This window comes from Sphingomonas sp. CL5.1 (genome assembly GCF_013344685.1).
In the GTDB taxonomy this organism is placed as follows: domain Bacteria; phylum Pseudomonadota; class Alphaproteobacteria; order Sphingomonadales; family Sphingomonadaceae; genus Sphingomonas.
The window spans coordinates 3,221,372-3,240,709 of the sequence record NZ_CP050137.1 but is presented as its reverse complement, the minus strand read 5'-3'; the positions used below and the strand labels follow the sequence as shown (position 1 = coordinate 3,240,709).

The 19,338-nt window shown below is 67.9% G+C and carries 27 protein-coding genes and 1 other RNA gene; 12 read left to right on the top strand and 16 right to left on the bottom strand.

Annotated features, from left to right (window positions below; all coding sequences use genetic code 11):
* Positions 1–16: 16 nt before the first annotated feature.
* From rplS to ffh, 6 genes are all read right to left on the bottom strand, one after another.
* Positions 17–403: a 50S ribosomal protein L19 gene (gene rplS, locus F9288_RS15675; RefSeq protein WP_174837645.1), complete on the bottom strand. Its 387-nt coding sequence runs from the start codon at positions 401–403 to the stop codon at positions 17–19.
* Positions 404–416: 13 nt separating this feature from the next.
* Positions 417–1,136 (bottom strand): tRNA (guanosine(37)-N1)-methyltransferase TrmD, encoded by a 720-nt coding sequence (gene trmD / locus F9288_RS15670; RefSeq protein WP_174837644.1) that lies wholly within the window; start codon positions 1,134–1,136, stop codon positions 417–419.
* Positions 1,133–2,671: a serine hydrolase gene (locus F9288_RS15665; protein WP_174837643.1), complete on the bottom strand. Its 1,539-nt coding sequence runs from the start codon at positions 2,669–2,671 to the stop codon at positions 1,133–1,135. Before F9288_RS15665 ends, trmD begins: the two co-directional genes overlap by 4 nt.
* 61 nt (positions 2,672–2,732) lie before the next feature.
* Entirely contained in the window at positions 2,733–3,227 is a 495-nt protein-coding gene (gene rimM, locus F9288_RS15660) for a ribosome maturation factor RimM (protein ID WP_174837642.1), read from the bottom strand.
* 51 nt (positions 3,228–3,278) lie between these two features.
* Positions 3,279–3,731, bottom strand: coding sequence for a 30S ribosomal protein S16 (gene rpsP, locus F9288_RS15655; RefSeq protein WP_174837641.1), 453 nt, complete (start codon positions 3,729–3,731; stop codon positions 3,279–3,281).
* A 33-nt stretch (positions 3,732–3,764) separates the two neighbouring features.
* Entirely contained in the window at positions 3,765–5,246 is a 1,482-nt protein-coding gene (gene ffh / locus F9288_RS15650; RefSeq protein WP_174837640.1) for a signal recognition particle protein, read from the bottom strand.
* Positions 5,247–5,538: 292 nt separating this feature from the next.
* Here ffh and F9288_RS15645 point away from each other — a divergent pair, with 292 nt between their 5' ends.
* Positions 5,539–6,879, top strand: coding sequence for a bifunctional diguanylate cyclase/phosphodiesterase (locus tag F9288_RS15645; RefSeq protein WP_174837639.1), 1,341 nt, complete (start codon positions 5,539–5,541; stop codon positions 6,877–6,879).
* On the opposite strand, the gene F9288_RS15640 is transcribed toward F9288_RS15645, so the two are convergent.
* Positions 6,854–7,411 (bottom strand): DUF924 family protein, encoded by a 558-nt coding sequence (locus F9288_RS15640; protein WP_174837638.1) that lies wholly within the window; start codon positions 7,409–7,411, stop codon positions 6,854–6,856. The genes F9288_RS15645 and F9288_RS15640 overlap by 26 nt on opposite strands.
* 16 nt (positions 7,412–7,427) lie before the next feature.
* On the opposite strand from F9288_RS15640, the gene F9288_RS15635 reads away from it, so the two are divergent.
* Genes F9288_RS15635 through F9288_RS15625 form a run of 3 tightly spaced genes read left to right on the top strand, consistent with a single transcriptional unit; the run spans position 7,428 to position 10,155 of the window.
* Positions 7,428–8,612: a MiaB/RimO family radical SAM methylthiotransferase gene (locus F9288_RS15635; RefSeq protein ID WP_174837637.1), complete on the top strand. Its 1,185-nt coding sequence runs from the start codon at positions 7,428–7,430 to the stop codon at positions 8,610–8,612.
* Positions 8,609–9,547: a signal recognition particle-docking protein FtsY gene (gene ftsY / locus F9288_RS15630; RefSeq protein ID WP_174837636.1), complete on the top strand. Its 939-nt coding sequence runs from the start codon at positions 8,609–8,611 to the stop codon at positions 9,545–9,547. Before F9288_RS15635 ends, ftsY begins: the two co-directional genes overlap by 4 nt.
* A complete protein-coding gene (locus F9288_RS15625) occupies positions 9,544–10,155 on the top strand; it encodes a septation protein A (RefSeq protein WP_174837635.1) in 612 nt (203 codons plus the stop codon). Before ftsY ends, F9288_RS15625 begins: the two co-directional genes overlap by 4 nt.
* A gap of 57 nt (positions 10,156–10,212) precedes the next feature.
* Here the strand turns inward: F9288_RS15625 and F9288_RS15620 are convergent, their stop codons facing one another.
* Both F9288_RS15620 and pspF read right to left on the bottom strand, forming a co-directional pair.
* Positions 10,213–10,824, bottom strand: a complete 612-nt coding sequence (locus tag F9288_RS15620; RefSeq protein WP_174837634.1) for a superoxide dismutase — start codon at positions 10,822–10,824, stop codon at positions 10,213–10,215.
* Between the two features lie 62 nt (positions 10,825–10,886).
* On the bottom strand, positions 10,887–11,921 hold the full coding sequence (pspF, locus tag F9288_RS15615) for a phage shock protein operon transcriptional activator (RefSeq protein ID WP_174837633.1): 1,035 nt from the start codon (positions 11,919–11,921) through the stop codon (positions 10,887–10,889).
* Positions 11,922–12,095: 174 nt separating this feature from the next.
* Here pspF and F9288_RS15610 point away from each other — a divergent pair, with 174 nt between their 5' ends.
* The 8 genes from F9288_RS15610 (at position 12,096) to F9288_RS15575 (ending at position 15,031) form a co-directional block, all read left to right on the top strand.
* Entirely contained in the window at positions 12,096–12,242 is a 147-nt protein-coding gene (locus tag F9288_RS15610; RefSeq protein ID WP_174837632.1) for a hypothetical protein, read from the top strand.
* Between the two features lie 85 nt (positions 12,243–12,327).
* Positions 12,328–12,996, top strand: a complete 669-nt coding sequence (gene pspA, locus F9288_RS15605) for a phage shock protein PspA (RefSeq protein WP_174837631.1) — start codon at positions 12,328–12,330, stop codon at positions 12,994–12,996.
* A gap of 1 nt (position 12,997) precedes the next feature.
* On the top strand, positions 12,998–13,285 hold the full coding sequence (pspB, locus tag F9288_RS15600) for an envelope stress response membrane protein PspB (protein WP_174837630.1): 288 nt from the start codon (positions 12,998–13,000) through the stop codon (positions 13,283–13,285).
* The gene (pspC, locus tag F9288_RS15595) at positions 13,285–13,668 is read left to right on the top strand and encodes an envelope stress response membrane protein PspC (protein WP_174837629.1); all 384 of its coding nucleotides are present in this window, start codon (positions 13,285–13,287) and stop codon (positions 13,666–13,668) included. Before pspB ends, pspC begins: the two co-directional genes overlap by 1 nt.
* A 63-nt stretch (positions 13,669–13,731) precedes the next feature.
* The gene (locus F9288_RS15590) at positions 13,732–14,001 is read left to right on the top strand and encodes a hypothetical protein (RefSeq protein WP_254621210.1); all 270 of its coding nucleotides are present in this window, start codon (positions 13,732–13,734) and stop codon (positions 13,999–14,001) included.
* 43 nt (positions 14,002–14,044) lie between these two features.
* On the top strand, positions 14,045–14,290 hold the full coding sequence (locus F9288_RS15585) for a hypothetical protein (RefSeq protein ID WP_174837627.1): 246 nt from the start codon (positions 14,045–14,047) through the stop codon (positions 14,288–14,290).
* A 15-nt stretch (positions 14,291–14,305) separates the two neighbouring features.
* On the top strand, positions 14,306–14,548 hold the full coding sequence (locus F9288_RS15580; RefSeq protein WP_174837626.1) for a hypothetical protein: 243 nt from the start codon (positions 14,306–14,308) through the stop codon (positions 14,546–14,548).
* Between the two features lie 69 nt (positions 14,549–14,617).
* A complete protein-coding gene (locus F9288_RS15575) occupies positions 14,618–15,031 on the top strand; it encodes a SufE family protein (RefSeq protein ID WP_174837625.1) in 414 nt (137 codons plus the stop codon).
* On the opposite strand, the gene F9288_RS15570 is transcribed toward F9288_RS15575, so the two are convergent.
* The 7 genes from F9288_RS15570 to F9288_RS15540 form a co-directional block, all read right to left on the bottom strand.
* Positions 15,028–15,330, bottom strand: a complete 303-nt coding sequence (locus tag F9288_RS15570; RefSeq protein ID WP_174837624.1) for a (2Fe-2S) ferredoxin domain-containing protein — start codon at positions 15,328–15,330, stop codon at positions 15,028–15,030. The two genes, F9288_RS15575 and F9288_RS15570, sit on opposite strands and share 4 nt — an antisense overlap.
* The gene (locus F9288_RS15565) at positions 15,327–15,863 is read right to left on the bottom strand and encodes a J domain-containing protein (RefSeq protein ID WP_174837623.1); all 537 of its coding nucleotides are present in this window, start codon (positions 15,861–15,863) and stop codon (positions 15,327–15,329) included. The genes F9288_RS15570 and F9288_RS15565 overlap by 4 nt, the downstream gene beginning before the upstream one ends.
* Before the next feature lie 42 nt (positions 15,864–15,905).
* Positions 15,906–16,282: RNase P RNA component class A (gene rnpB / locus F9288_RS15560), an RNA gene on the bottom strand.
* A 10-nt stretch (positions 16,283–16,292) separates the two neighbouring features.
* Positions 16,293–16,982, bottom strand: coding sequence for an N-acetylmuramoyl-L-alanine amidase (locus F9288_RS15555; RefSeq protein WP_174837622.1), 690 nt, complete (start codon positions 16,980–16,982; stop codon positions 16,293–16,295).
* Positions 16,983–17,025: 43 nt separating this feature from the next.
* The gene (locus tag F9288_RS15550; protein ID WP_174837621.1) at positions 17,026–17,877 is read right to left on the bottom strand and encodes a protein-glutamate O-methyltransferase CheR; all 852 of its coding nucleotides are present in this window, start codon (positions 17,875–17,877) and stop codon (positions 17,026–17,028) included.
* Positions 17,874–18,929 (bottom strand): chemotaxis protein CheB, encoded by a 1,056-nt coding sequence (locus tag F9288_RS15545; RefSeq protein WP_174837620.1) that lies wholly within the window; start codon positions 18,927–18,929, stop codon positions 17,874–17,876. The genes F9288_RS15550 and F9288_RS15545 overlap by 4 nt, the downstream gene beginning before the upstream one ends.
* A gap of 13 nt (positions 18,930–18,942) precedes the next feature.
* Positions 18,943–19,308 (bottom strand): response regulator, encoded by a 366-nt coding sequence (locus F9288_RS15540; protein ID WP_174837619.1) that lies wholly within the window; start codon positions 19,306–19,308, stop codon positions 18,943–18,945.
* Positions 19,309–19,338: the final 30 nt, after the last annotated feature.

The window sequence follows — 19,338 nt, the reverse complement described above, 5'->3', positions numbered from 1 at the left end:
CAACGCCGGGCGGCGATCACTCGGCGGCGGCAACCGTGGTGCGGTTGTCGCGACGCTCGGCGATACGCGCCGCCTTGCCGGTGCGACCACGCAGGTAATACAGCTTGGCGCGGCGGACCGCACCCTTGCGCACCACCTCGATCGAATCGATGTTCGGCGAATAAAGCGGGAAGACGCGCTCCACGCCCTCGCCGAACGACAGCTTGCGCACGGTGAAGCTGGAACCCATGCCCTTGTTCGAGCGCGCGATGCACACGCCCTCGTAATTCTGGACACGGGTGCGCTCGCCCTCGACCACCTTCACGCCGACCTTCAGCGTATCGCCGGGGCGGAATTCGGGGATCGCGCGCTGCGCGGTCAGCTTCTCGATCTGCTCGGCTTCGAGCTGCTGGATCAGGTTCATTTGCGTTACGTCCTCAATCCTCGCCGCGCGCCAGAGGGCGGTCGACCCGAACGCCGGTGTGACGTTCCCAAAGGTCCGGCCGCCTTAGCCGTGTGTCGTCCTCCGCCCGTTGTTTCCGCCAGGCGGCGATCCTCGCATGATCCCCCGATCGCAGCACTTCGGGGATCGTGCGCCCTTCCCATTCATAAGGTCGGGTATAGTGCGGATATTCGAGGAGGCCGCTTTCGAAGCTTTCCTCGTCACCGCTGGAAGCCGCGCCCATTACGCCGGGAAGCAGCCGAACGCAAGCGTCGAGCAGGACGAGCGCCCCCATCTCACCGCCGGAGAGCACATAGTCGCCGATCGCGATTTCCTCGATCGCGCGTGCCTCGAACAGGCGTTCATCGAAACCCTCGAACCGGCCGCACAGGACGATCGCGCCGGGACCGGCCGCGAGTTCGCGCACGCGCGCCTGGGCGAGCGGCTTGCCGCGCGGCGTCATCGCCAGGATCGGGCGGCCGTCAGACACATGATCCACCGCGCGCGCCACGACATCGGCGCGCAGCACCATCCCTGCCCCGCCGCCCGCCGGCGTGTCGTCGACCGAGCGGTGCCTGTCAGTGGCGAAATCGCGGATGTTGAGCGCATCGAGCGACCAGCGCCCCTCGCCCAGCGCGCGCCCCGCCAGCGACAGGCCGAGCGGGCCGGGGAACATCTCCGGGTAGAGCGTGAGGACGGTGGCGGCGAAGGTCACGGCGCCGGCTTGAAATCCAGAACCTGCAGGCTCAGCGCTGGCGTCGGCGCGCGCTGGACGCGGCCGGCGACCTTGCCGGTCGCGCAGTGCCACACGAATGTCCCCTCCATCGCGGAGGTGGGGACGATCGCCTCGCCCATCGCGCACGCGCCGACCTTCGCCTTGAGTGCCGCGATATCGGCCCGCCGCCGCGCAAGGTCGCGATCGAGCGGGACGTTCATCGCGAGCGGCGCGCTCGCCGGATCGCCGCTCCGCCAGCTCGCCCTGGCCGCACGATAGGCGTCGGCCAGTCCGGGCGAGACCGGGATCGGCCGGTCCGCCGCCAGCCCGGCGGCGCGCAACGCGATCAGCGCCTGGAACGCCGGCAGGCTCGGCGCGCCATAGGTCCGGTTCGCGAAGGCGAACACGCCCACGCCCGCTTCCGGCAGCAGCGCGACGACCGAGCCGTACCCCGGATAGCCCCCGGTATGGGTGGCGACGCGCCCGAGATCGCAATCGGACACCACGAACCAGCCCTTCCCGTAAGCGCGTGACTGCCGGCACGGCGCACCGAGCGCGGCGGCGCGCTCGCTCGTCTCGACGAAGTTCGCGCCTTCCACGATCTGCCGCACGGTGCCGCGCCGAACCGGGCCGTTGTCGGCGTCGTCGCGCGCGGGCCAGGCGGAAAGGAGGAAGGCGACCCAGCGCCAATAGTCGTTGGCATTGGTCTGCACGCCGCCCATCGCGCCGAACGCGCCGTCCGCCATGTCCGGCTCGCGCACCCAGCCCCATTTGCCGGCCGCGTCCTCCTGCCAGCGATAGCCGAGCGCGCGCTTGCCCCGCGGCAGGCCCGCCACGTCATAGCCGGTCGATTTCATACCGAGCGGCGTCATGATCTCGCGCCGGATATAGCGCTCGTAGGGCATCCCCGAGACGTTCGAGACGATCCGCCCGAGCGTCGCATAGCCGAGATTCGAATATTCCATCTTCAACTCCGGCGCCCGCGCGAAGGGGACACCGGCTTTCAGCAGCGCGGTGAAGTCGGCCTCGGGCAACGGCTGCTGCCGGTCGCCCCAGGGATTGTCCTCGACGAAGCCGGCGACGTGATGGAGCAGGTCCGCCACCGTGATGCGCGGCGAGTCCTTGGTCGGATAGCGCCAGTTCGCCAATTCCGGCACGTAGCGTTCGGCCGGCGCGTCGAGCGACAGCTTGCCGGCATCGCGCAGCTTGAGGATCGCGAGCGCGGTGAACGCCTTGGACATGGATGCGATGCGGAAGCTGCTGTCCGCCGTCACCGGCGCGCCCGTCGCCGGGTCCTGCACGCCCAGACCGCGCACCAGCACGAGCCTGCCGTCCTTCACCACGCCGAAGACAAGGCCGGGGACGTGCGCATCCTTCATCCATGTATCGAAATAGGTGGTCAGTTGCGGCGCCATCGCCTCGATCGTCCGCGGCGTTTCGGCCGTGGACGCCGGGGCGACGGCGGCCTGCGGCGGTGCGGTGGCGGCAGTTGCCATGGCCAGAACGACCAGCGTCGCGGCGGTCTTACGAATCATCGCCTGATCCCCCCATATCGAATTGCGCGATCATGCCGCCGAAGGGCGCGGCGGTGATGCCTCAACCATCGACGAAAGACGCGGCAACCACCAGCCGCTCGCCATTCCATTCCGGCACCGCCTCGGCGCGCATCGGCACCATGAAGCGCTTGCCATTGGCGCGCTCGATCTCGATCACGTCGCCCGCGCCGAAATTCTCGACCGCCACGACGCGACCCAGCGCGTCGCCGTCGCTCGAAACCGCCGCCAGGCCGATCAGATCGCAATGATAATATTCGCCCTCGCCGAGCGGAGGCAGCGCCGATCGCGGCACGGAAAGCTCCGTGCCGCGCAGCGCCTCGGCGCGATTGCGGTCGCCCACCTCGGCGAAACGCGCGATCGCGCCGCTCGGGCCGTCGCGTAACGCCTTCAGCGTGAGCGCGCCGCGATTGAACGAGCGATGCGCGCCAAGATCGTCGGCGAACACCTTGAGCCGCACCTCGCCGGTCACGCCATGCGCGCCGATGACGGCCGCGAGAACGACCTCGGGTTCGGTGGGGACAGCCTTGTCGCTCATCGCGCCAGGACCGGAAGGATCGCGAGCGGCACCCGCGACCCTTGCCCGACCTTACTGCTCGGAGGTCGCTTCGGCGACCTGCTCGCCCTCCGGCGTCGGCTCCTCGGTGGCCGCCTCGACCTCGGCCGCGACGACTTCCTGCGCCTCGTTCTGCGCTTCCTCGGCGGCCTTCAGCTTCTCGGCACGCTCCTCGGCGCGCTCCTTGGCCTTGTCGCCCGGCTCGCCCTTCTTCGGATTGCTGCGGGCCGCGCGCTCACGCACGCCGGCGGCGTCGAGGAAGCGGGCGACGCGATCGGTCGGCTGCGCGCCCACGCCCAGCCAATGCTTCGCGCGATCGGCATCGAGCACGATGCGCTTCTCGTCGTCCTTCTTGAGCAGCGGGTTGTAGTTGCCGATCTTCTCGATGAACTTGCCGTCACGCGGCGAACGGGCATCGGCCACGACGATGCGGTAGTAAGGACGCTTCTTGGAGCCGCCACGCGACAAGCGAATGCTGAGAGCCATTGTTAATTCTTCCTTCCAACTATCTAAATTAACTTATTTCTTGAATTTCGGAAACCCTGGCGGAAGCCCGCCCGTGCCACCGGGCAGCCCCGGCAAGCCGCCGCCCGCCTTGCCCAGCACGTCGCCAAGCTCCGGCCCGCCGAGCGCATTGCCCAGCCCGCCGAGGCCGCCCTTGCCGAGCATCGCCATCATCCCCTTGATGCCGCCCATCTTCCTGATGCGCTTCATCGCGGTGGACATTTCCTGGTGCATCTTGAGCAGCTTGTTGACGTCCTGCACGGTCGTCCCGCTACCCTTGGCGATACGGATCTTGCGCTTGGCGTTGATAAGCTCGGGCTTGGCGCGCTCCTTGCGCGTCATCGAGGTGATCATCGCGTCCATGCGGAGCAGGATGCGCTCGTCCACTGCGCCGGAGGCCATCGCAGCCTGCGCCTTCTTCATGCCGGGGATCATGCCGGCGAGCGCGCCCAGCCCGCCCATCCGCCGCATCTGCGCGAGCTGGCCGCGCAGGTCGTCCATGTCGAACTGGCCCTTGGCGAGCCGCGCGGCCATGCGCTCGGCGTCCTCCTGCTGGATCGCCTCCGCCGCGCGCTCGACCAGCGACACGACGTCGCCCATGCCGAGGATGCGGCCGGCGACCCGCTCGGGATGGAACGCCTCGATCGCGTCCATCTTCTCGCCGGTGCCGGCGAACTTGATCGGCTTGCCGGTGACGGCGCGCATGGACAGCGCCGCGCCGCCGCGCGCATCGCCGTCCATGCGGGTCAGCACCACGCCGGTCAGCGGCACCTGCGCCGAGAAGCTCTGCGCGACGTTGATCGCATCCTGGCCCGTCAGCGAATCGACGACGAGCAGGATTTCCTGCGGTCGCGCGATCTCCGCCACGGCCTTCATCTCGTCCATCAGCGCCTGATCGACATGGAGGCGGCCCGCCGTATCGAGCATCAGCACATCGAAGCCTTGCAGCTTCGCCGCCTGCAACGCGCGCCGCGCGATATCGACCGGCTGCTGGCCGGCGACGATCGACAGCGTCTGCACCTCGACCTGCGTGCCGAGCGTGGCGAGCTGCTCCTGCGCGGCCGGGCGATTGACGTCGAGCGACGCCATCAGCACCTTCTTGCGCTCCCTGCCCGCGAGGCGCCTGGCGATCTTGGCGGTGGTGGTCGTCTTGCCCGAGCCTTGCAGGCCGACCATCATGATGACGGCCGGCGGCGCGGCGTTCAGATCAAGCTCCGCGTCCTGCGGCTCCTTGCCGCCGAGCATGTCGACCAGCGCGTCATGGACGATCTTGACGACCTGCTGCCCCGGCGTGACGGAGCGCAACACGTTCTGCCCGACCGCTTTTTCGGTCGCGTCTTCGACAAACTGCCGCGCCACCGGCAGCGCCACGTCCGCCTCGATCAGCGCGATGCGGACCTCGCGCATCGCCTGGCGCACGTCCGCCTCGGTCAGCGCGCCACGGCCGCGCAGCCGGTCGAACACTCCGCCAAGACGATCACTCAGGCTGTCGAACATCCAGAATCCCAACTATATCCGCCCACCGCCCGCAACAGCCGGGGTGGAGGTCCGGCCCCAAACACAAAAGCGCCGGCGGGCGAAACCTCGCCGGCCAGCGTGCACCACATGGGCGCTTTCCTTCAGCGTTCAACGTCGGAACGTGGCGCGGCTCCTAGTGGAAAGCGCCTGCGGAAGCAAGCACCTGCCCCTTAACCCCTTCTACACCCCGCCCGTGCGACATGCCAACGGCGCGGTCAGGATAAGGTCATCGATGGAAGTTCTCCCCGTTATCGCTTTATTGGGCGCCCTCGTGCTGGCCACCGTCCTCATCATCCGGCGCCGTCCGGATCTGCACGGCGAGCCGCTGTCGCCGCGTCTCAATCGGGCGATCCCGCGCGATCCCGCGACGGGCCTTTCGAATCGACAGGGCTTCATCGAGGCTGGAACGCAGATCCTCACGCGCTCCGGGGATCGCGTCGTCGCCGTCATCGCCATCGATGTCGGGCCGGAAGCGCCGGTGGGCGCGATCGGCGACGTTGCCCCGGCGATCACCGCGATGCTTCCGGGGGAGACGCTGGCCGGCATCGTCGGCCCGACACAGCTCGCCTGCGTGCTGACCGTCGAATCCCATTCGCCCAATGCCCCGGATCAACTCGTCGGACGGCTCACTTCGTTCCTCGCCCACCAGGAAAGCGCGGCGGCGCGCGGGGCCTCGATCGGCCTCGCGCGGTCGGATCGCGAAAGCGGCTCGATCGAGCCGCTTCTTGAGGCCGCCGATATCGCCGCGATGGTCGCCCGCATGCGCGGCGAGCGCAGCCTGTGGTTCGAGGACGAAATGGCCGTCCAGCGCCGCGCGCGCGACACCATCGCGCACAGCCTGCCCGAAGCGATCGGAAGCGGCGCGATCGCTCCCTATTTCGAGCCGGTGGTTGATCTCCAGAGTGGCGAACTGCTCGGCTTCGAGGTGCTCGCGCGGTGGGAACATCCGGTCCACGGCACGATCGCACCGGCGCATTTCATCGACATCGCGCGTGAGCGTGGCCTGATCTCGGACCTGACGCTCTCGGTGATGCGGCAGGCGCTATGCGCCGCGAAGGACTGGGACGCGCGGCTGGTGCTGTCGGTCAATTGCGCGGTGCCGGAAATGCGCGATCCGTGGCTCGCGCAGAAAGTGATCCGCCTGCTCACCGAGCTTGGCTATCCGCCATCCCGGCTGGAGATCGAACTGACCGAGGGTGCGTTGATGGATCCGCACGGCATCGCCCCTTCGATCATCGAGAGCCTGAAGGCGCAGGGCGTGCGCGTCGCGCTGGACGATTTCGGCACCGGCGTGTCGAGCCTCACCCATTTGCGCGCGCTGCCGTTCGACCGCATCAAGATCGACCATTCGATCGTCACCGCGATGACCGACGATCCGGCGCGCGCCTCGATCGCCGACGCGATCCTGCGTCTCGGCGAGAGCCTCAACCTGCCGATCGTGGCGGAGGGCGTGGAAAGCATGCGGATCGCCGAGCGCTTGCGCGCGATGGGCTGCACGATCGGCCAGGGCTATCTGTTCGGCCAGCCGATGAGCCTGATGCAGACGCGGCGGATGCTCGCCGAGCAGCGCCTCATCCCCACAACGGTCACCAGCCAGCGCCTGGCTGGCTGAGATATTCTTCTTCCTCTTGCGTCGATTCCCGGCCGAGCGCGGCATTGCGGCTGGGATAGCGGCCGAAGCACGCGATCACGGCGGCATGGTCGCGAGCGAAGCGCAGGTTCTCCGGTAGCCCCAGCGCGGTGTATTTCTCTACGCTCAGCGCCTGCATCGCCTCGCTCTCCGCGTGCATCAGCGGCAGATACAGGAACGCCCGCTCCTCCGGCGCATAGCCTTCGTCCCAGCCGCGCTCGATCGCGGACAGCGTCAGTGCCAGGGCGAGCGGATCGGCTTCATAGGCACGCGGCGAATCGCGGTGGATATTGCGGGAGAATTGATCGAGCAGGATGACCGCCGCGAGCAACGTATCCGGCGCCTCCCGCCAACCGGCAGCACCGGCGGCGAGCACCGCGTCGCGCAATGCGCCGAACCTCTCCGCAATCTCGCGATCCAGCGCGGCGTCTTTTGCGAAATGCCTGTCGGGCGACAACCCGAACCAGAAGCGCAGCACCTCGGCGGCCTTTTCGTGGACTTCGGCTTCGCTCATCCCTAGATCGCCCCTTATGACCGCCCTGCCCCGACCCGACGTCGTGACCCTGGGTTGTCGCCTCAACCTTGCCGAGAGCGAAACGATCCGCGGATTGCTCGGCGCGCGCGACATGGTTGTCGTCAACACCTGCGGCGTCACTAACGAGGCGGTCAAGCAGAGTCGCGCGGCGATTCGCCGCGCCCATCGCGCGCGGCCGGGGGCCGAGATCGTCGCGACCGGCTGCGCGGCGCAGCTCGACCCGGACGGCTTCGCGGCGCTTCCGGGGGTGTCCCGTGTCGTCGGCAATGCCGCCAAGCTGCTTCCGGCGACATGGGGCGGCTTTCCCAATCGAGCGCCCGCGCCACGCCACGCCCGCGCCTTCGTCGGCGTGCAGAACGGTTGCGACCACGCCTGCACCTTCTGTGCCATCCCCGCCGGGCGTGGGCCGAGCAGGAGCGATCCGGCCGGCGCGGTGGTCGCGCGCGTCGCCGCGCTGGCGGAGGCCGGCGCGCGCGAGGTGGTGCTGACCGGCGTCGACCTCACCAGCTATGCCGATGGCGAGGTGACGCTCGGCGGGCTGGTCGAGCGCATCCTTGCCGGGGTTCCCGCCCTGCCCCGCCTCCGGCTTTCCTCGCTCGACACGATCGAGATCGACGAGCGGCTGTTCGAGCTGGTCACCGGCGAGCCGCGCGTCATGCCACACCTTCATTTGTCGCTACAGGCCGGCGACGACCTGATCCTCAAGCGCATGAAGCGCCGTCACCTGCGCGCCGATGCGGTACGGATGATCGAACGGCTGAAGGCGAAGCGCGACATCGCGATCGGCGCGGACCTGATCGCCGGCTTCCCGACCGAGGACGAGGCGATGTTCGCCAACACGCTGGCGCTGATCGACGATTGCCAGATCGTCCAAGCCCATGTCTTCCCTTATTCGCCGCGCGCGAACACCCCCGCCGCGCGGATGCCGCAGGTGGCGACCGAGGTGGCGAGAGAGCGTGCGGCGCGGCTGCGCGCGACGTCGGCGCGGCTCAGGCGGGCATGGCTCGCCGGCATGATCGGCAGCCAACAGGCGATCGTGCTGGAAAAACCCGGCGATCGTGGCCACACGCCCGGTTTTGCCGAGCTTCGCCTCGCCGGACCGCGCGACGATATCGGACAAATCCTCACAACGCGCGTCACCGGCGCGACCGACGACCATCTCATCGGAACACCAATATGAGTACCAACCCATCCTGGCACGAAAAGCTGCTCGGCGGCTTCCGCCGCACCTCGGACCGGCTGATCGGCAACCTCACCGGCCTCGGCACCGCGCCGCTCGACGATGCGACGCTGGACGAGATCGAGGAGGCGCTGATCGCCTCCGATCTCGGGCCGGAGACGGCGGGCAAGATTCGCACGCGGCTGGCCGACGGCAGCTTCGAGCGCAACATGGAGGATCTCGGCATCCGCCTCGTCGTCGCGGAGGAGGTGGAAAAGGTGCTGGCGCAGGTCGCCAGGCCGCTGGAGGTGGACGCTTTCCCCCGTCCGCAAGTGATCCTCGTCATCGGCGTCAACGGATCGGGCAAGACCACCACCATCGCCAAGCTCGCGCACCTGCTGATGGAGCAGGATTACGGCGTGATGCTGGCGGCGGGCGACACCTTCCGCGCCGCCGCGATCGGCCAGCTCGCGACCTGGGCCGAGCGGATCGGCGTGCCGATCGTCACCGGACCGGAGGGCGGCGACGCGGCGGGCGTGGTGTGGGACGCGGTGAAGCAGGCGACCGCGACCGGCATCGACGTGCTGATCGTCGACACCGCCGGCCGGCTCCAGAACAAGCGCGAGTTGATGGACGAGCTGGCCAAGATCCGCCGCGTGCTCGGCCGCCTCAATCCGGCCGCGCCGCATGACGTGGTGCTGGTGCTGGACGCGACCACCGGGCAGAACGCGCTCTCCCAGATCGAGGTGTTCAAGGAGGTCGCCGGCGTCACCGGGCTGGTGATGACCAAGCTGGACGGCACCGCGCGCGGCGGGGTGCTGGTCGCGGCGGCGGAACGCTATGGCCTGCCTATCCATGCGATCGGCGTCGGCGAGGGCATGACGGACCTGCGCCCGTTCGACGCCAATGAGGTCAGCCGGATCATCGCCGGAGTGGACGAAGGAGCACGCAAATGAGCGAACCGCGCAACGCTTCGGCCGGTTTCCGGCTCGCGCTGGATTATGGGCCACTGCTTGTCTTCTTCGCGGTAAACTTCCTGACGCCCGGCGCGGCGATCTTCCGCATCATCGCGGCGACCGCGGCTTTCATGGTCGCGATGGTGGTCGCGATCGCGCTGTCTTGGTTCAGGACCGGGCGCGTCTCGCCGATGCTGCTGATTTCCGCCGTGCTGGTGCTCGTGTTCGGCGGCCTCACCATCTATTTCCACGACGAGCGTTTCATCAAGATGAAGCCGACCTTCGTCTATGCGACCTTCGCCGCCGTGCTGGGCTTCGGCCTCGCGACTGGACGGCCGCTGCTCCAGAGCTTGCTGGAAACAGCCTATCCGGGACTGAACGAGGAAGGGTGGCGCAAGCTCACCCGCAACTGGACGATCTTCTTCGTGCTGATGGCGGTCCTGAACGAGGCGGTGTGGCGCAACAGCTCGACCGATTTCTGGGTGGGTTTCAAGCTGTGGGGCGCGATCCCCCTCACCCTGCTGTTCGCCTTTGCCAACGTGCCGATGCTGCTCAAGCATGGTCTGCAAGCGGCGAGCGCGCCGGACACGATTCCTCCCGAAGGCTGATACGAAAAAAGGGCGGCGCTTCGTGGCGCCGCCCCCTTCCACTTGCACCGATCGGGATCAGGCGACGGCCGCGTCGTAGCGACGCCCCGCCTCGTCCCAGTTCACCACGTCCCACCACGCCTTCAGATAGCCGGGGCGGTCGTTCTTGTAGGTGAGATAATAGGCGTGCTCCCACACGTCGTTGCCGAGGACCGGGGTGCCCGGCTCCTTGGCGTCGTCCATCAGCGGGTTGTCCTGATTGGGGGTCGAAGTGACCTTCAGCTTGCCCGATGAATCAACAATCACCCAGGCCCAGCCCGAACCGAACTGGCCCGCGCCCTTGCCGTTGAAATCCTCTTTCAGCTTGTCCAGCCCGCCATAGGCGTCGATCGCCTCCTTGAGCTTGCCGCTCGGCTGGGTCGAGCCCTTGGGGGCCATGATCTTCCAAAAGAAGTCATGGTTCCAATAGCCGCCGCCATTGTTGCGCACGAGCGGCGGAAGCTGGGACATCATTCCCATGATTTCCTCGATCGACTTGCCCGCCAGCTTCGGATCGGCCTCGACGCCCTCGTTGAGCTTCGCGGTATAAGCGGCGTGGTGCTTGTCGTGGTGGAAGGTCATCGTCTCCTTGGAGATGACGGGCTCCAGCGCATCATAGGCATAGGGCAGCGGCGGCAGTTCAAAAGCCATTGGATCCTCCTTGGTCTCGCGTTGGCAAACGCGACTTGGCCCAAATGGCTCCACGAACCTCGTTACGCAACCGCTCCGACCAGATCATGGCGGCGAAGCGCGTGGCGAAGCTGGTCGTAGCTGAGGCCGAGCGCGTCCGCCGTCGCGCGCTGGTTGAAGCGGTTTTCCGCCAGCGCGCGGGTCAGCAATTCCTTCTCGAACCGCGCGACCCGGCTCTTGAAGTCGGACGGCCCGACCTCGCACGCCGCGACCTCATCGTCCTCTTGATCCGGCATCGGCGCGACCCTTGCCGGCGCCGTTTGCACCAGACCCGCCGAACCGGGCCGATAGGGCGACGCGAAGGGATCGAACTCGATCACGTCGATCGGGTCGGTCAGGTCCCAGCGATAGACCGCGCGCTCCACCACGTTGCGCAACTCGCGCACATTGCCCGGCCAGCGATATTCAAGCATCGCGTCGAGCGCCGCCGGCCCGAAGCCGGACCAGCTATCCCACCCAAGCTCCGCCGCCATGCGCCGGCCGAAATAGTCCGCCAGCACCGGGATATCGCCGCGCCGGGCGCGTAGTGGCGGCAACGTCACCACCTCGAACGACAGGCGATCGAGCAGGTCGGCGCGAAATTCGTTGCGGTCCACCTTGTCGGGCAGATGCTCGTTGGTGGCGGCGACGATGCGCACGTCGACCTGCACCGGGCGCGAGGCGCCGATCCGCGTCACCTCGCCATATTCCACCGCGCGCAGCAGCCGCTCCTGCGCGCCCATCGACAGGGTCCCCAGCTCGTCGAGGAACAGCGTGCCGCGGTGCGCCTCCTCGAATCGCCCGACGCGCGCCTTGGTCGCGCCGGTGAAGGCACCCGCCTCGTGGCCGAACAATTCCGCCTCGATCAGCGTCTCGGGCAGCGCGGCGCAATTCATGACGACGAGCGGCTGATCCCAGCGCGGGCTGAGACGGTGGAGGCGTTCGGCAACCAGCTCCTTGCCGGTGCCCCGCTCGCCGATCACCAGCACGGGCCGGTCAAGCGCCGCCGCGCGGCTGGCACGCTCGAGCGCATCGAGGAACACGCCCGATTGCCCGATAACCTGTGTCGTCCGCTCCATCGCCAATATCTGGCGTAATTTCCCAACGCTTGGCAAGTGCGGCATGGCGACTTTATTCCCGCGAGCGCACGAAACCCACGCAAATCCGCCAAAAACGAAATTGGCACGGCTCCTGCAAAGCATGTGGCAACCGCCGCGAGGCGGAATGTACGGATCAGGATCACGGAGGAAGACATGACCAAGCTCGACACCATCGGCCGCACCTTCGCCGCCATCGCCCTCACCTTCGTCGCCAGCGCGTCGATGCTGATCATGGCGGTCGGCCCGGCCAATCAGGGGAATGCAGCTCAGGCGAGCGCGATCGCCCGTTCGATCGCATAAGTCGCCTCGCCGGGGAGGTGCGCCGCCCCTCGCCCCACCCCGGCGGAAGGTTTATATCGGCAGGGGCAACCTTGGAGTTTCGTGAATGGGCATCTTTTCCCGCACCCGCGACATCGTCGCCGCGAACATGGCCGAGCTGCTCGACAAGGCGGAGGACCCGGCGAAGATGATCCGCATGATCATCCTCGAGATGGAGGAGACGCTGGTCGAGGTCCGGGCATCGGCCGCGCGGACGATCGCCGACAGCAAGGAGATGCGCCGCCATATCGCGAAGCTGGAATCGCTGGAGGCGAACTGGACGGAGAAGGCGGAACTCGCGCTCTCCAAGGATCGCGAGGATCTGGCCAAGGCCGCGCTGGTCGAGCGCCAGAAGGCGACCGACATGGTCGATCAACTCCGCGCCGAGGTGAAGGTGCTGGACGATGCATTGCGCTCCTCCGAGGAGGATATCGCCAAGCTCCAGGCCAAGCTGCGCGAGGCGCGGGCCAAGCAGAACAACATCGCGACGCGACTGGAAAGCGCCAACAACCGCACCCGCCTGCGCGAGATGTGGAATGGGCCGCGCACGCACGAGGCGTTCAGCCGGTTCGACATGCTGGAGCGCCGCGTGGACGAGGCCGAGGGCCGCGCCGACGCGATGGGTCTGGGCGCGCAGCCCAAGACGCTCGAGGAGGAGATCGCGGAGCTGAAATCCGCCGACAAGATCGATGCCGAGCTGGCCGCGTTGAAGGCCCGGCTGAACAAGGGGAATTGAGATGGAGGACGTGTTCGTCCCGGTGTTCGTCTGCGGCATCCTGTTCATCGGATTGCCCTGGCTGATCATGCATTATGTCACGAAGTGGAAACAGGCCCCCGGCGGCATGACGGCGGAGGATGAGCAACTGCTCGACGAGTTGCACTCGCTCGCGCGCCGGCTTGAGGACCGCGTGAATACCGTCGAGCGGCTGGTCGCAGCCGACAATCCCGATTTCCGTCCCGGGCTGAGTGATTATCACCGCGAACCGGATTATCGGCTGGAAAACCAGACCCAGAGGAGGAACTGATGGCCGACGAAAGCCCGACGAGGTTCTATCTCGACAAGCAGAACGCCAAATGGAAGGGCGTCTGTGCCGGGATCGCGGACTATACCGGCATCGATCCGCTCTGGGTGCGCCTCGGCACCGCGGCGATGGTCTTCGTGGCGCAGCAATGGTGGATCGTCATCGCCTATCTCGTGATTGCCTGGGTGACGCCGAAGAAACCTATCGGCCTTTACCAGTCCGCCGATCAGGAGAAATTCTGGCAGGGCGTGCGCTCCAACCCGAAGCGCACCACCGCCGAGGTCCGCTCCAAGTTCCGCGAACTGGACCGCCGCCTCGCCGATATCGAGCTGCACTATACGAGCCGCAACACGCAGCTCGCCAACGAAATTGACAGCCTGCGCTGAGCATAAAGCCGGGCAACGGAGAGACTAACCATGCATGACTTCGGTTTCCTGGTGCCGATCGCGATGGTCGCGATCGTATTCGGCAGCCGCGCCTTCCGCACGTGGGTGCAGGCGAAACACGGTTATCCGCTGGACGATTTCCGGCGGGGCCGCCGGGCACGCAACGCTTCCAGCCTCGACGACCAGCGACAGATCATGCTGCTGTCGAACGAGAATGAGAAGCTGACCGGGCAGGTCGGCCGGCTGGAGGAGCGGATCGCGGTGCTGGAGCGGATCGCCACCGATCCCGCCACCCGCACCGCCGCCGAGATCGAGGCGCTGCGCGGCAACTGATCGCCGGCGCGCGCGAAACAAGCAGGGCAAGGGAGCCTGGACGATGGGTCCATTTTCGATGGTGGTGGCGATCGTGCTGATCGCAACGCTGGGTAAGATTTTCTCCGAACGCTACAAGGCGCTGGGCCGCGAGCAGGACGGGCAGCAACCGCCCCCCGCCGACCTGATCGCCGCGCGCGACGAGATCCGCCAGCTCAAGGAGCGCGTCGCCGTCCTTGAGCGTGTCATCACCGACAATCACGGCAGCACCGATCTGAGCCGTCAGATCGAAGAACTGCGTGACCGCTGAACGAGGAGTCGAACCATGTCCGACCCGAGCTTCTACCTCACCATGGCTTCCGCCGCGCTCGCGGGGCTAGCGATGCTGGTCGCCGCCGCGCTTTCCGGCTGGCGCGGCTGGCTCCAGCTCAAGCAGCAACAGCTCGCCGCCGACCATGAGATGCGCGCGCCCGGTACGGCGACGAGCGCCACTGCGCGCATTGAGATCGCCGATCTCAAGGAACGTATCCGCAAGCTGGAGGCCATCGCCGCCGGGGTCGATCTCTGACATATCGAGGCGCCGCCGCTCCCGCCCGGCGGTTGCGGCGGCTCGCCGGAGGTTCTACGCGGGCCGGCAATGGCCGACCGCACCGACATTGCCGAGCTTCACGCCGAATATGAGTTCCTCGACGCCGACGACCGCTATCGCCTGCTGATCGACCTCGGCCGCGCGCTGGAGCCGATGCCCGATGCGCTCAAGACCGATGCGACTCTGGTGCGCGGCTGCTCGGCTGCGGTGTGGGTCTATCCCCAGCAGCGCGAGGACGGGACGCTGCATTTCCTGGCGGACAGCAATGCGGCGATCACCAAGGGGATCATCGCGCTGGTGCTGGCGACGGTGCAGGATCGCACCCCGGCCGAGGTGCGCGCGACCGACATCGACGCCGCGCTCGCGCCGTTCGAGCTGAAGGCGCAGCTCAGCTCGAACCGGACGCAGGGCATTCCGAACATGATCGCGCTGATCCGCGACACGGCGGCGCGGCTCACCTAATCTCCGAGCGAGACGAAACGCTCGGCCAGCACCGCGACATCCTCACCGCGCTCGACCACCAGCCACTCGCCGGGGTGGCGCGTGTCGACCACCGTCACGGCATGTTTCGGGCAGAGGCCGAGGCATTTCGTCTCGATCACACCGACCGTCGCCTTGCGTCCCTTTCCCATTCCGGGACATTTCCTGAGCAGCTTGGCAAGCCGGCCGCGCCCCTTCGGCCCGAAGCTGCCGTCGATCTTGCGGCTGCACTTGTCGCATACCAGCACCGCCTCCTGCCAGTTGGAGCGCGCGCGCTTCATGCCGGGCGCCAGCTTTTGGCCTCCTCGGCGACACGCAGCACGTCATAGGCCGCCTGAATCGCCTGGAAGCGCGTCGCCGCCTCGGCGTCGCCGGGGCGGACATCGGGATGATTGGCCTTGGCGAGCCGCCGCCATGCCGCGCGGATCGCGTCGAAATCGGCGTCCGGCTCCAGCTCAAGCGCCTCCAGTGCGCGCATCTCGTCGCGCGAGCGCGTGCCGTCGCCCGGCCCGGCCCAGCGATAGTGCCGCGCCTGCTCGAAGCCGGAAGCGTCGCGCCGCTCCGCCGCCTCGCGCTCGGCGGCTTCCTCCGCGTCCAGCCCCTCGAAATAGTTCCAGCCGCGATTGTATTCGGCCGCGTGCCGCTCGCAGAAATACCAGCGATCCGGGCTGTTGGGCGATTTCGGCGCGGGGCAATCCCCCGGCTCGTCGCAGCCGTGGCGATCGCAGATGCGCACCTGCCGCGCTTCCCGGCTGGAGCCGTAGCCGCGCCAGCGAGGGAAGCCCCAGTCATTTGATCTGCTCGATCGCGCCATGCGGGTGCGAGATAGGCACTCGCCCCGCCCACGCAAAGCGAAAATGCCAGAGGGCCTGTAAGCCGGGTTCTGTCCATCCCGGCGGACCGGGACTGGGCGACCATTCCTCTAGGCCCGCCGTCGCCGACGGGCTCAAGCAACCAACCCGGGCGACCGGCGGGAACACGCCGATTTGCCGCCCCTATTCGGTCTTGCTCCCGGTGGGGTTTGCCATGCCGCCGCTGTTGCCAGCCGCGCGGTGCGCTCTTGCCGCACCCTTTCACCCTTGCCGCGCCCGTCGCCGGGCGGTTGGCGGTCTGCTCTCTGTGGCACTTTCCCTGGGGTCGCCCCCGGCGGGCGTTACCCGCCACCGTCGTTCCGTGGAGCCCGGACTTTCCTCGCCCTCCCTTGCGGGAAGCCGCGGTCGCCCGGCCCTCTGGCTTGCCCCTCCTAATCGTCTCCCTGCGGTTTGGGAAGCAGCAGCGCGAGCAGGATCATGCGGCATTCCGCATCGATCTCCCCATCGATCAGCTCGGGGCGGAAGCGGCGCTGGAACGCCATGATCGCCGCCATCGCGTCGCTCACGTCATAGCCGAACCGTTCCAGCGCGAGCAGGAAGCCGGACTGGCTCCACATCGGGTCGACGAGGTTCTTCGTCGGACGCGGCAGCGCCAGCCGAAGGCGCGCGAGCCTGCCCCACGGGAACAGCTCGCCCGGATCGCGCTTGCGGGCCGGCGCCACGTCTGAATGGCCGACGATGTTGCCGCGCGTGATCTCGTAGCGGTCCTTGATGTCATGGACGAGGCGGATCACCGCGTCGACCTGCTCGTCCGGGAACGGGCGATAGCCGAATTCGTGGCCGGGATTGACGATCTCGATCCCGATCGAGGCGGAGTTGACGTCATCCACGTCGCGCCAGTGCGACGCGCCCGCGTGCCACGCGCGCATCTCCTCCTCCACCAGCCGCAGGATCGTGCCGTCCTCCGCCACGACATAATGCGAGGAGACCTTCGCCGCCGGATCGCGCAGCCGGGCGATAGCGGATTCGCCATCCTGCATCCCGGTATAGTGAAGCACGATCATCGTGATCGGCAGCGACCGGTCGTCGAAATTGGGCGACGGCGCCTCGATCACCTTCATTGCCTGTCCTCATCACAGACGGCTACGGCCGCCGGGGATATCGCTAGCCCGATGCGGTGGCGGAACCAAGTGAAGACTGGCAGGCGCGCACCGGCGCCAGTTCGTAGAAGCCGCGAAAGCGCGCGCTCGGCACGAAGCGGTTCGAAAGGCCGATCACCGTCTCCCCCGCGCCGAGCATGAGCAGCCCGCCGGGCCGCATCGCATCGGCGAGACGGCTCAGTATCTGTGTACGCAGCACCGGCGCCAGATAGAACAATACGTTACGGCACAGGATCGCGTCGAAGCGGCCGGGTGGCGGCGGGTCGGTCGCGAGATTGTGGCGGCGATAGGAAATATGCGCGCGAAGCGCCGGCACCGCCACCCAGTCGCTCCCGGCCTGCTCGAACCAGCGCAGCATCCGCGTTACCGGCAGGCCGCGCTGTATCTCGAACTGGCTGTACCGGCTGGTCCGCGCCCGCGCGAGCGCGCCGGGCGAGACGTCGGTGGCGATCACCTCGGCCGTCGCGCCACGCTCCGCGAAGGCCATCGCCAGCGACAATGGTTCCTGACCGAAGGCGCAGCCGGCGGACCACAGGCGGAGGCCGCCCTTGCCGCGCGTGAGCACCGCCTCGGCGAAGGTGTCGATGATGCCGGGATCGCGGAAGAAGGAGGTTTCCTGATTGAGCAGCGCGTCGACGATCCGTTCGCCCATCGCCGCATCCTTGTCCGCGCGCCAGCGCTGGACGAGCTGCTCGATCGTGGCCAGCCCGCATTCCGCGACCAGCGGCTTCAGCGCGACGTCGATCCGCCAGGTGCGCGAGGAGGAAAGCTGCTGCCCGGTCCGCTCCGCCAGCAGCGCGGCGAGCGCGCCGATCGAAGCGGTGCTGGCGCTGGCCGGCTCGGACGGCTGGGTCATCGCGCCTGCGCGGCGATCATCTCGCCGATCGCCTCCGGCGGCATGACGGCATCGGCATGGCCCGCCCCGGCGACCGCGCCCGGCATCCCCCAGACGACCGACGACGCCTCGTCCTGCACCACCACGGTGCCGCCCGCGCGGCGGACCGCCTCGGCGCCCTCCAGCCCGTCGCGGCCCATGCCGCTCAGGACCACCGCGAGCAGGCGCGGGCCATAGACCTCGGCCAGCGACGACAGCATCGGGTCGACCGATGGCATATTGCCGTTGGCGACCGGCTCGCGCGACAGCCGCAGCGCGCAGCCGCTATCCCCCAGCGACACGGCGACGATATGCGCATCGCCCGGTGCGACCACGATCCTCCCCGGATGGAGCCGCATCCGGTCCCCCGCGATATCGCACGGGCGATTGCCGAGCACCGCCATCTGCGCCGCGAAATAGGGCGAGAAGGAGGCTGGCAGATGCTGGGTGATGAGGATCGGCCGGTCGAAGGTCCGCGGCACCGCGCGGAGCAGGCTGGAGAGCGCGTGGATTCCGCCCGTCGAGGCGCCGATCGCCACTATATCGAAACGCCCGATGGCGGGGCGCTCCACGGTTCTTGGCGGTATCGGCTTGGGCCGGCGCTCGGTCAGCCGGGTCATCCGCTCGCGCAACACCTCCGCGAACCGCCCGACGAAGCCGGGGCCGCCCGGCTTCACGAGCGTATCGGCCGCCCCCAGCGCGAGCGCCTGCACGGTCGTCGCGGCGCCCTGATCGCAGCTCGACGAGACGACCAGCACCCGCGCGTCGCCGCCGCCGGCCGCGACCAGGTCAGGAAGGCCGGTCAGGCCGTCGATGTCCGGCATCTCCAGATCGAGCAGGATCAGGTCGACCCGCTCGCCGCCGAGAAAGGCCAGCGCGTCCGCGATGTTCGCGACGGCGCCGGCGACCGCGAATTGCCCGCCGTCCTCCGTCATCCGCGCCAGGACGGTGCGCGCCACCGCCGAATCGTCGACGATCAGCACACGCGGCCGGGACGGCGCATTCCTTCGCAGGAGACCGGGCGATGCAGGCATCGGCAGCCGCCGGTCAGACGACGCCGACGATCTGGAGCTTGCTCGCGAGCGCCTCGCGATCGAATGGCTTCATGACATATTCGTCCGCGCCCGCATCGATCGCCGCGCGGATATGCGCGGTGCCGTTCTCGGTGGTGCAGAACACCACCTTCGGCCGTGATTCCAGCGCAGTCTCGCGCAGCGCGCGGAGGAATTCCATGCCGCTCATCACCGGCATGTTCCAGTCGAGCAGGATCACGTCCGGCGTGGTCGTCATGCAGTGATCGAGCGCCTCGCGCCCGTCCGACGCCTCCGCGACGGCGAAATCCATTCCTTCCAGAATGTGCCGCGCGACCTTTCGGATCACCTTGGAATCATCGACGACGAGACACGATTTCATGCCGCAATCCTGTTGAAACGCAATGACATG

Coding starts and splice junctions, on each gene's coding strand:
- pspF (WP_174837633.1), bottom strand. CDS start 11,921: ATGGAGCGGACGACACAGGTTATCGGGCAATCGGGCGTGTTCCTCGAT.
- F9288_RS15640 (WP_174837638.1), bottom strand. CDS start 7,411: ATGAGCGAAGCCGAAGTCCACGAAAAGGCCGCCGAGGTGCTGCGCTTC.
- F9288_RS15555 (WP_174837622.1), bottom strand. CDS start 16,982: ATGAAGGTGATCGAGGCGCCGTCGCCCAATTTCGACGACCGGTCGCTG.
- rimM (WP_174837642.1), bottom strand. CDS start 3,227: ATGAGCGACAAGGCTGTCCCCACCGAACCCGAGGTCGTTCTCGCGGCC.
- F9288_RS15610 (WP_174837632.1), top strand. CDS start 12,096: ATGACCAAGCTCGACACCATCGGCCGCACCTTCGCCGCCATCGCCCTC.
- F9288_RS15550 (WP_174837621.1), bottom strand. CDS start 17,877: ATGACCCAGCCGTCCGAGCCGGCCAGCGCCAGCACCGCTTCGATCGGC.
- rplS (WP_174837645.1), bottom strand. CDS start 403: ATGAACCTGATCCAGCAGCTCGAAGCCGAGCAGATCGAGAAGCTGACC.
- F9288_RS15590 (WP_254621210.1), top strand. CDS start 13,732: ATGGTCGCGATCGTATTCGGCAGCCGCGCCTTCCGCACGTGGGTGCAG.
- pspA (WP_174837631.1), top strand. CDS start 12,328: ATGGGCATCTTTTCCCGCACCCGCGACATCGTCGCCGCGAACATGGCC.
- F9288_RS15565 (WP_174837623.1), bottom strand. CDS start 15,863: ATGGCGCGATCGAGCAGATCAAATGACTGGGGCTTCCCTCGCTGGCGC.
- pspC (WP_174837629.1), top strand. CDS start 13,285: ATGGCCGACGAAAGCCCGACGAGGTTCTATCTCGACAAGCAGAACGCC.
- rpsP (WP_174837641.1), bottom strand. CDS start 3,731: ATGGCTCTCAGCATTCGCTTGTCGCGTGGCGGCTCCAAGAAGCGTCCT.
- ftsY (WP_174837636.1), top strand. CDS start 8,609: ATGAGTACCAACCCATCCTGGCACGAAAAGCTGCTCGGCGGCTTCCGC.
- F9288_RS15575 (WP_174837625.1), top strand. CDS start 14,618: ATGGCCGACCGCACCGACATTGCCGAGCTTCACGCCGAATATGAGTTC.
- F9288_RS15625 (WP_174837635.1), top strand. CDS start 9,544: ATGAGCGAACCGCGCAACGCTTCGGCCGGTTTCCGGCTCGCGCTGGAT.
- F9288_RS15570 (WP_174837624.1), bottom strand. CDS start 15,330: ATGAAGCGCGCGCGCTCCAACTGGCAGGAGGCGGTGCTGGTATGCGAC.
- F9288_RS15665 (WP_174837643.1), bottom strand. CDS start 2,671: ATGATTCGTAAGACCGCCGCGACGCTGGTCGTTCTGGCCATGGCAACT.
- F9288_RS15585 (WP_174837627.1), top strand. CDS start 14,045: ATGGGTCCATTTTCGATGGTGGTGGCGATCGTGCTGATCGCAACGCTG.
- F9288_RS15635 (WP_174837637.1), top strand. CDS start 7,428: ATGACCGCCCTGCCCCGACCCGACGTCGTGACCCTGGGTTGTCGCCTC.
- F9288_RS15540 (WP_174837619.1), bottom strand. CDS start 19,308: ATGAAATCGTGTCTCGTCGTCGATGATTCCAAGGTGATCCGAAAGGTC.
- ffh (WP_174837640.1), bottom strand. CDS start 5,246: ATGTTCGACAGCCTGAGTGATCGTCTTGGCGGAGTGTTCGACCGGCTG.
- F9288_RS15580 (WP_174837626.1), top strand. CDS start 14,306: ATGTCCGACCCGAGCTTCTACCTCACCATGGCTTCCGCCGCGCTCGCG.
- pspB (WP_174837630.1), top strand. CDS start 12,998: ATGGAGGACGTGTTCGTCCCGGTGTTCGTCTGCGGCATCCTGTTCATC.
- F9288_RS15620 (WP_174837634.1), bottom strand. CDS start 10,824: ATGGCTTTTGAACTGCCGCCGCTGCCCTATGCCTATGATGCGCTGGAG.
- F9288_RS15545 (WP_174837620.1), bottom strand. CDS start 18,929: ATGCCTGCATCGCCCGGTCTCCTGCGAAGGAATGCGCCGTCCCGGCCG.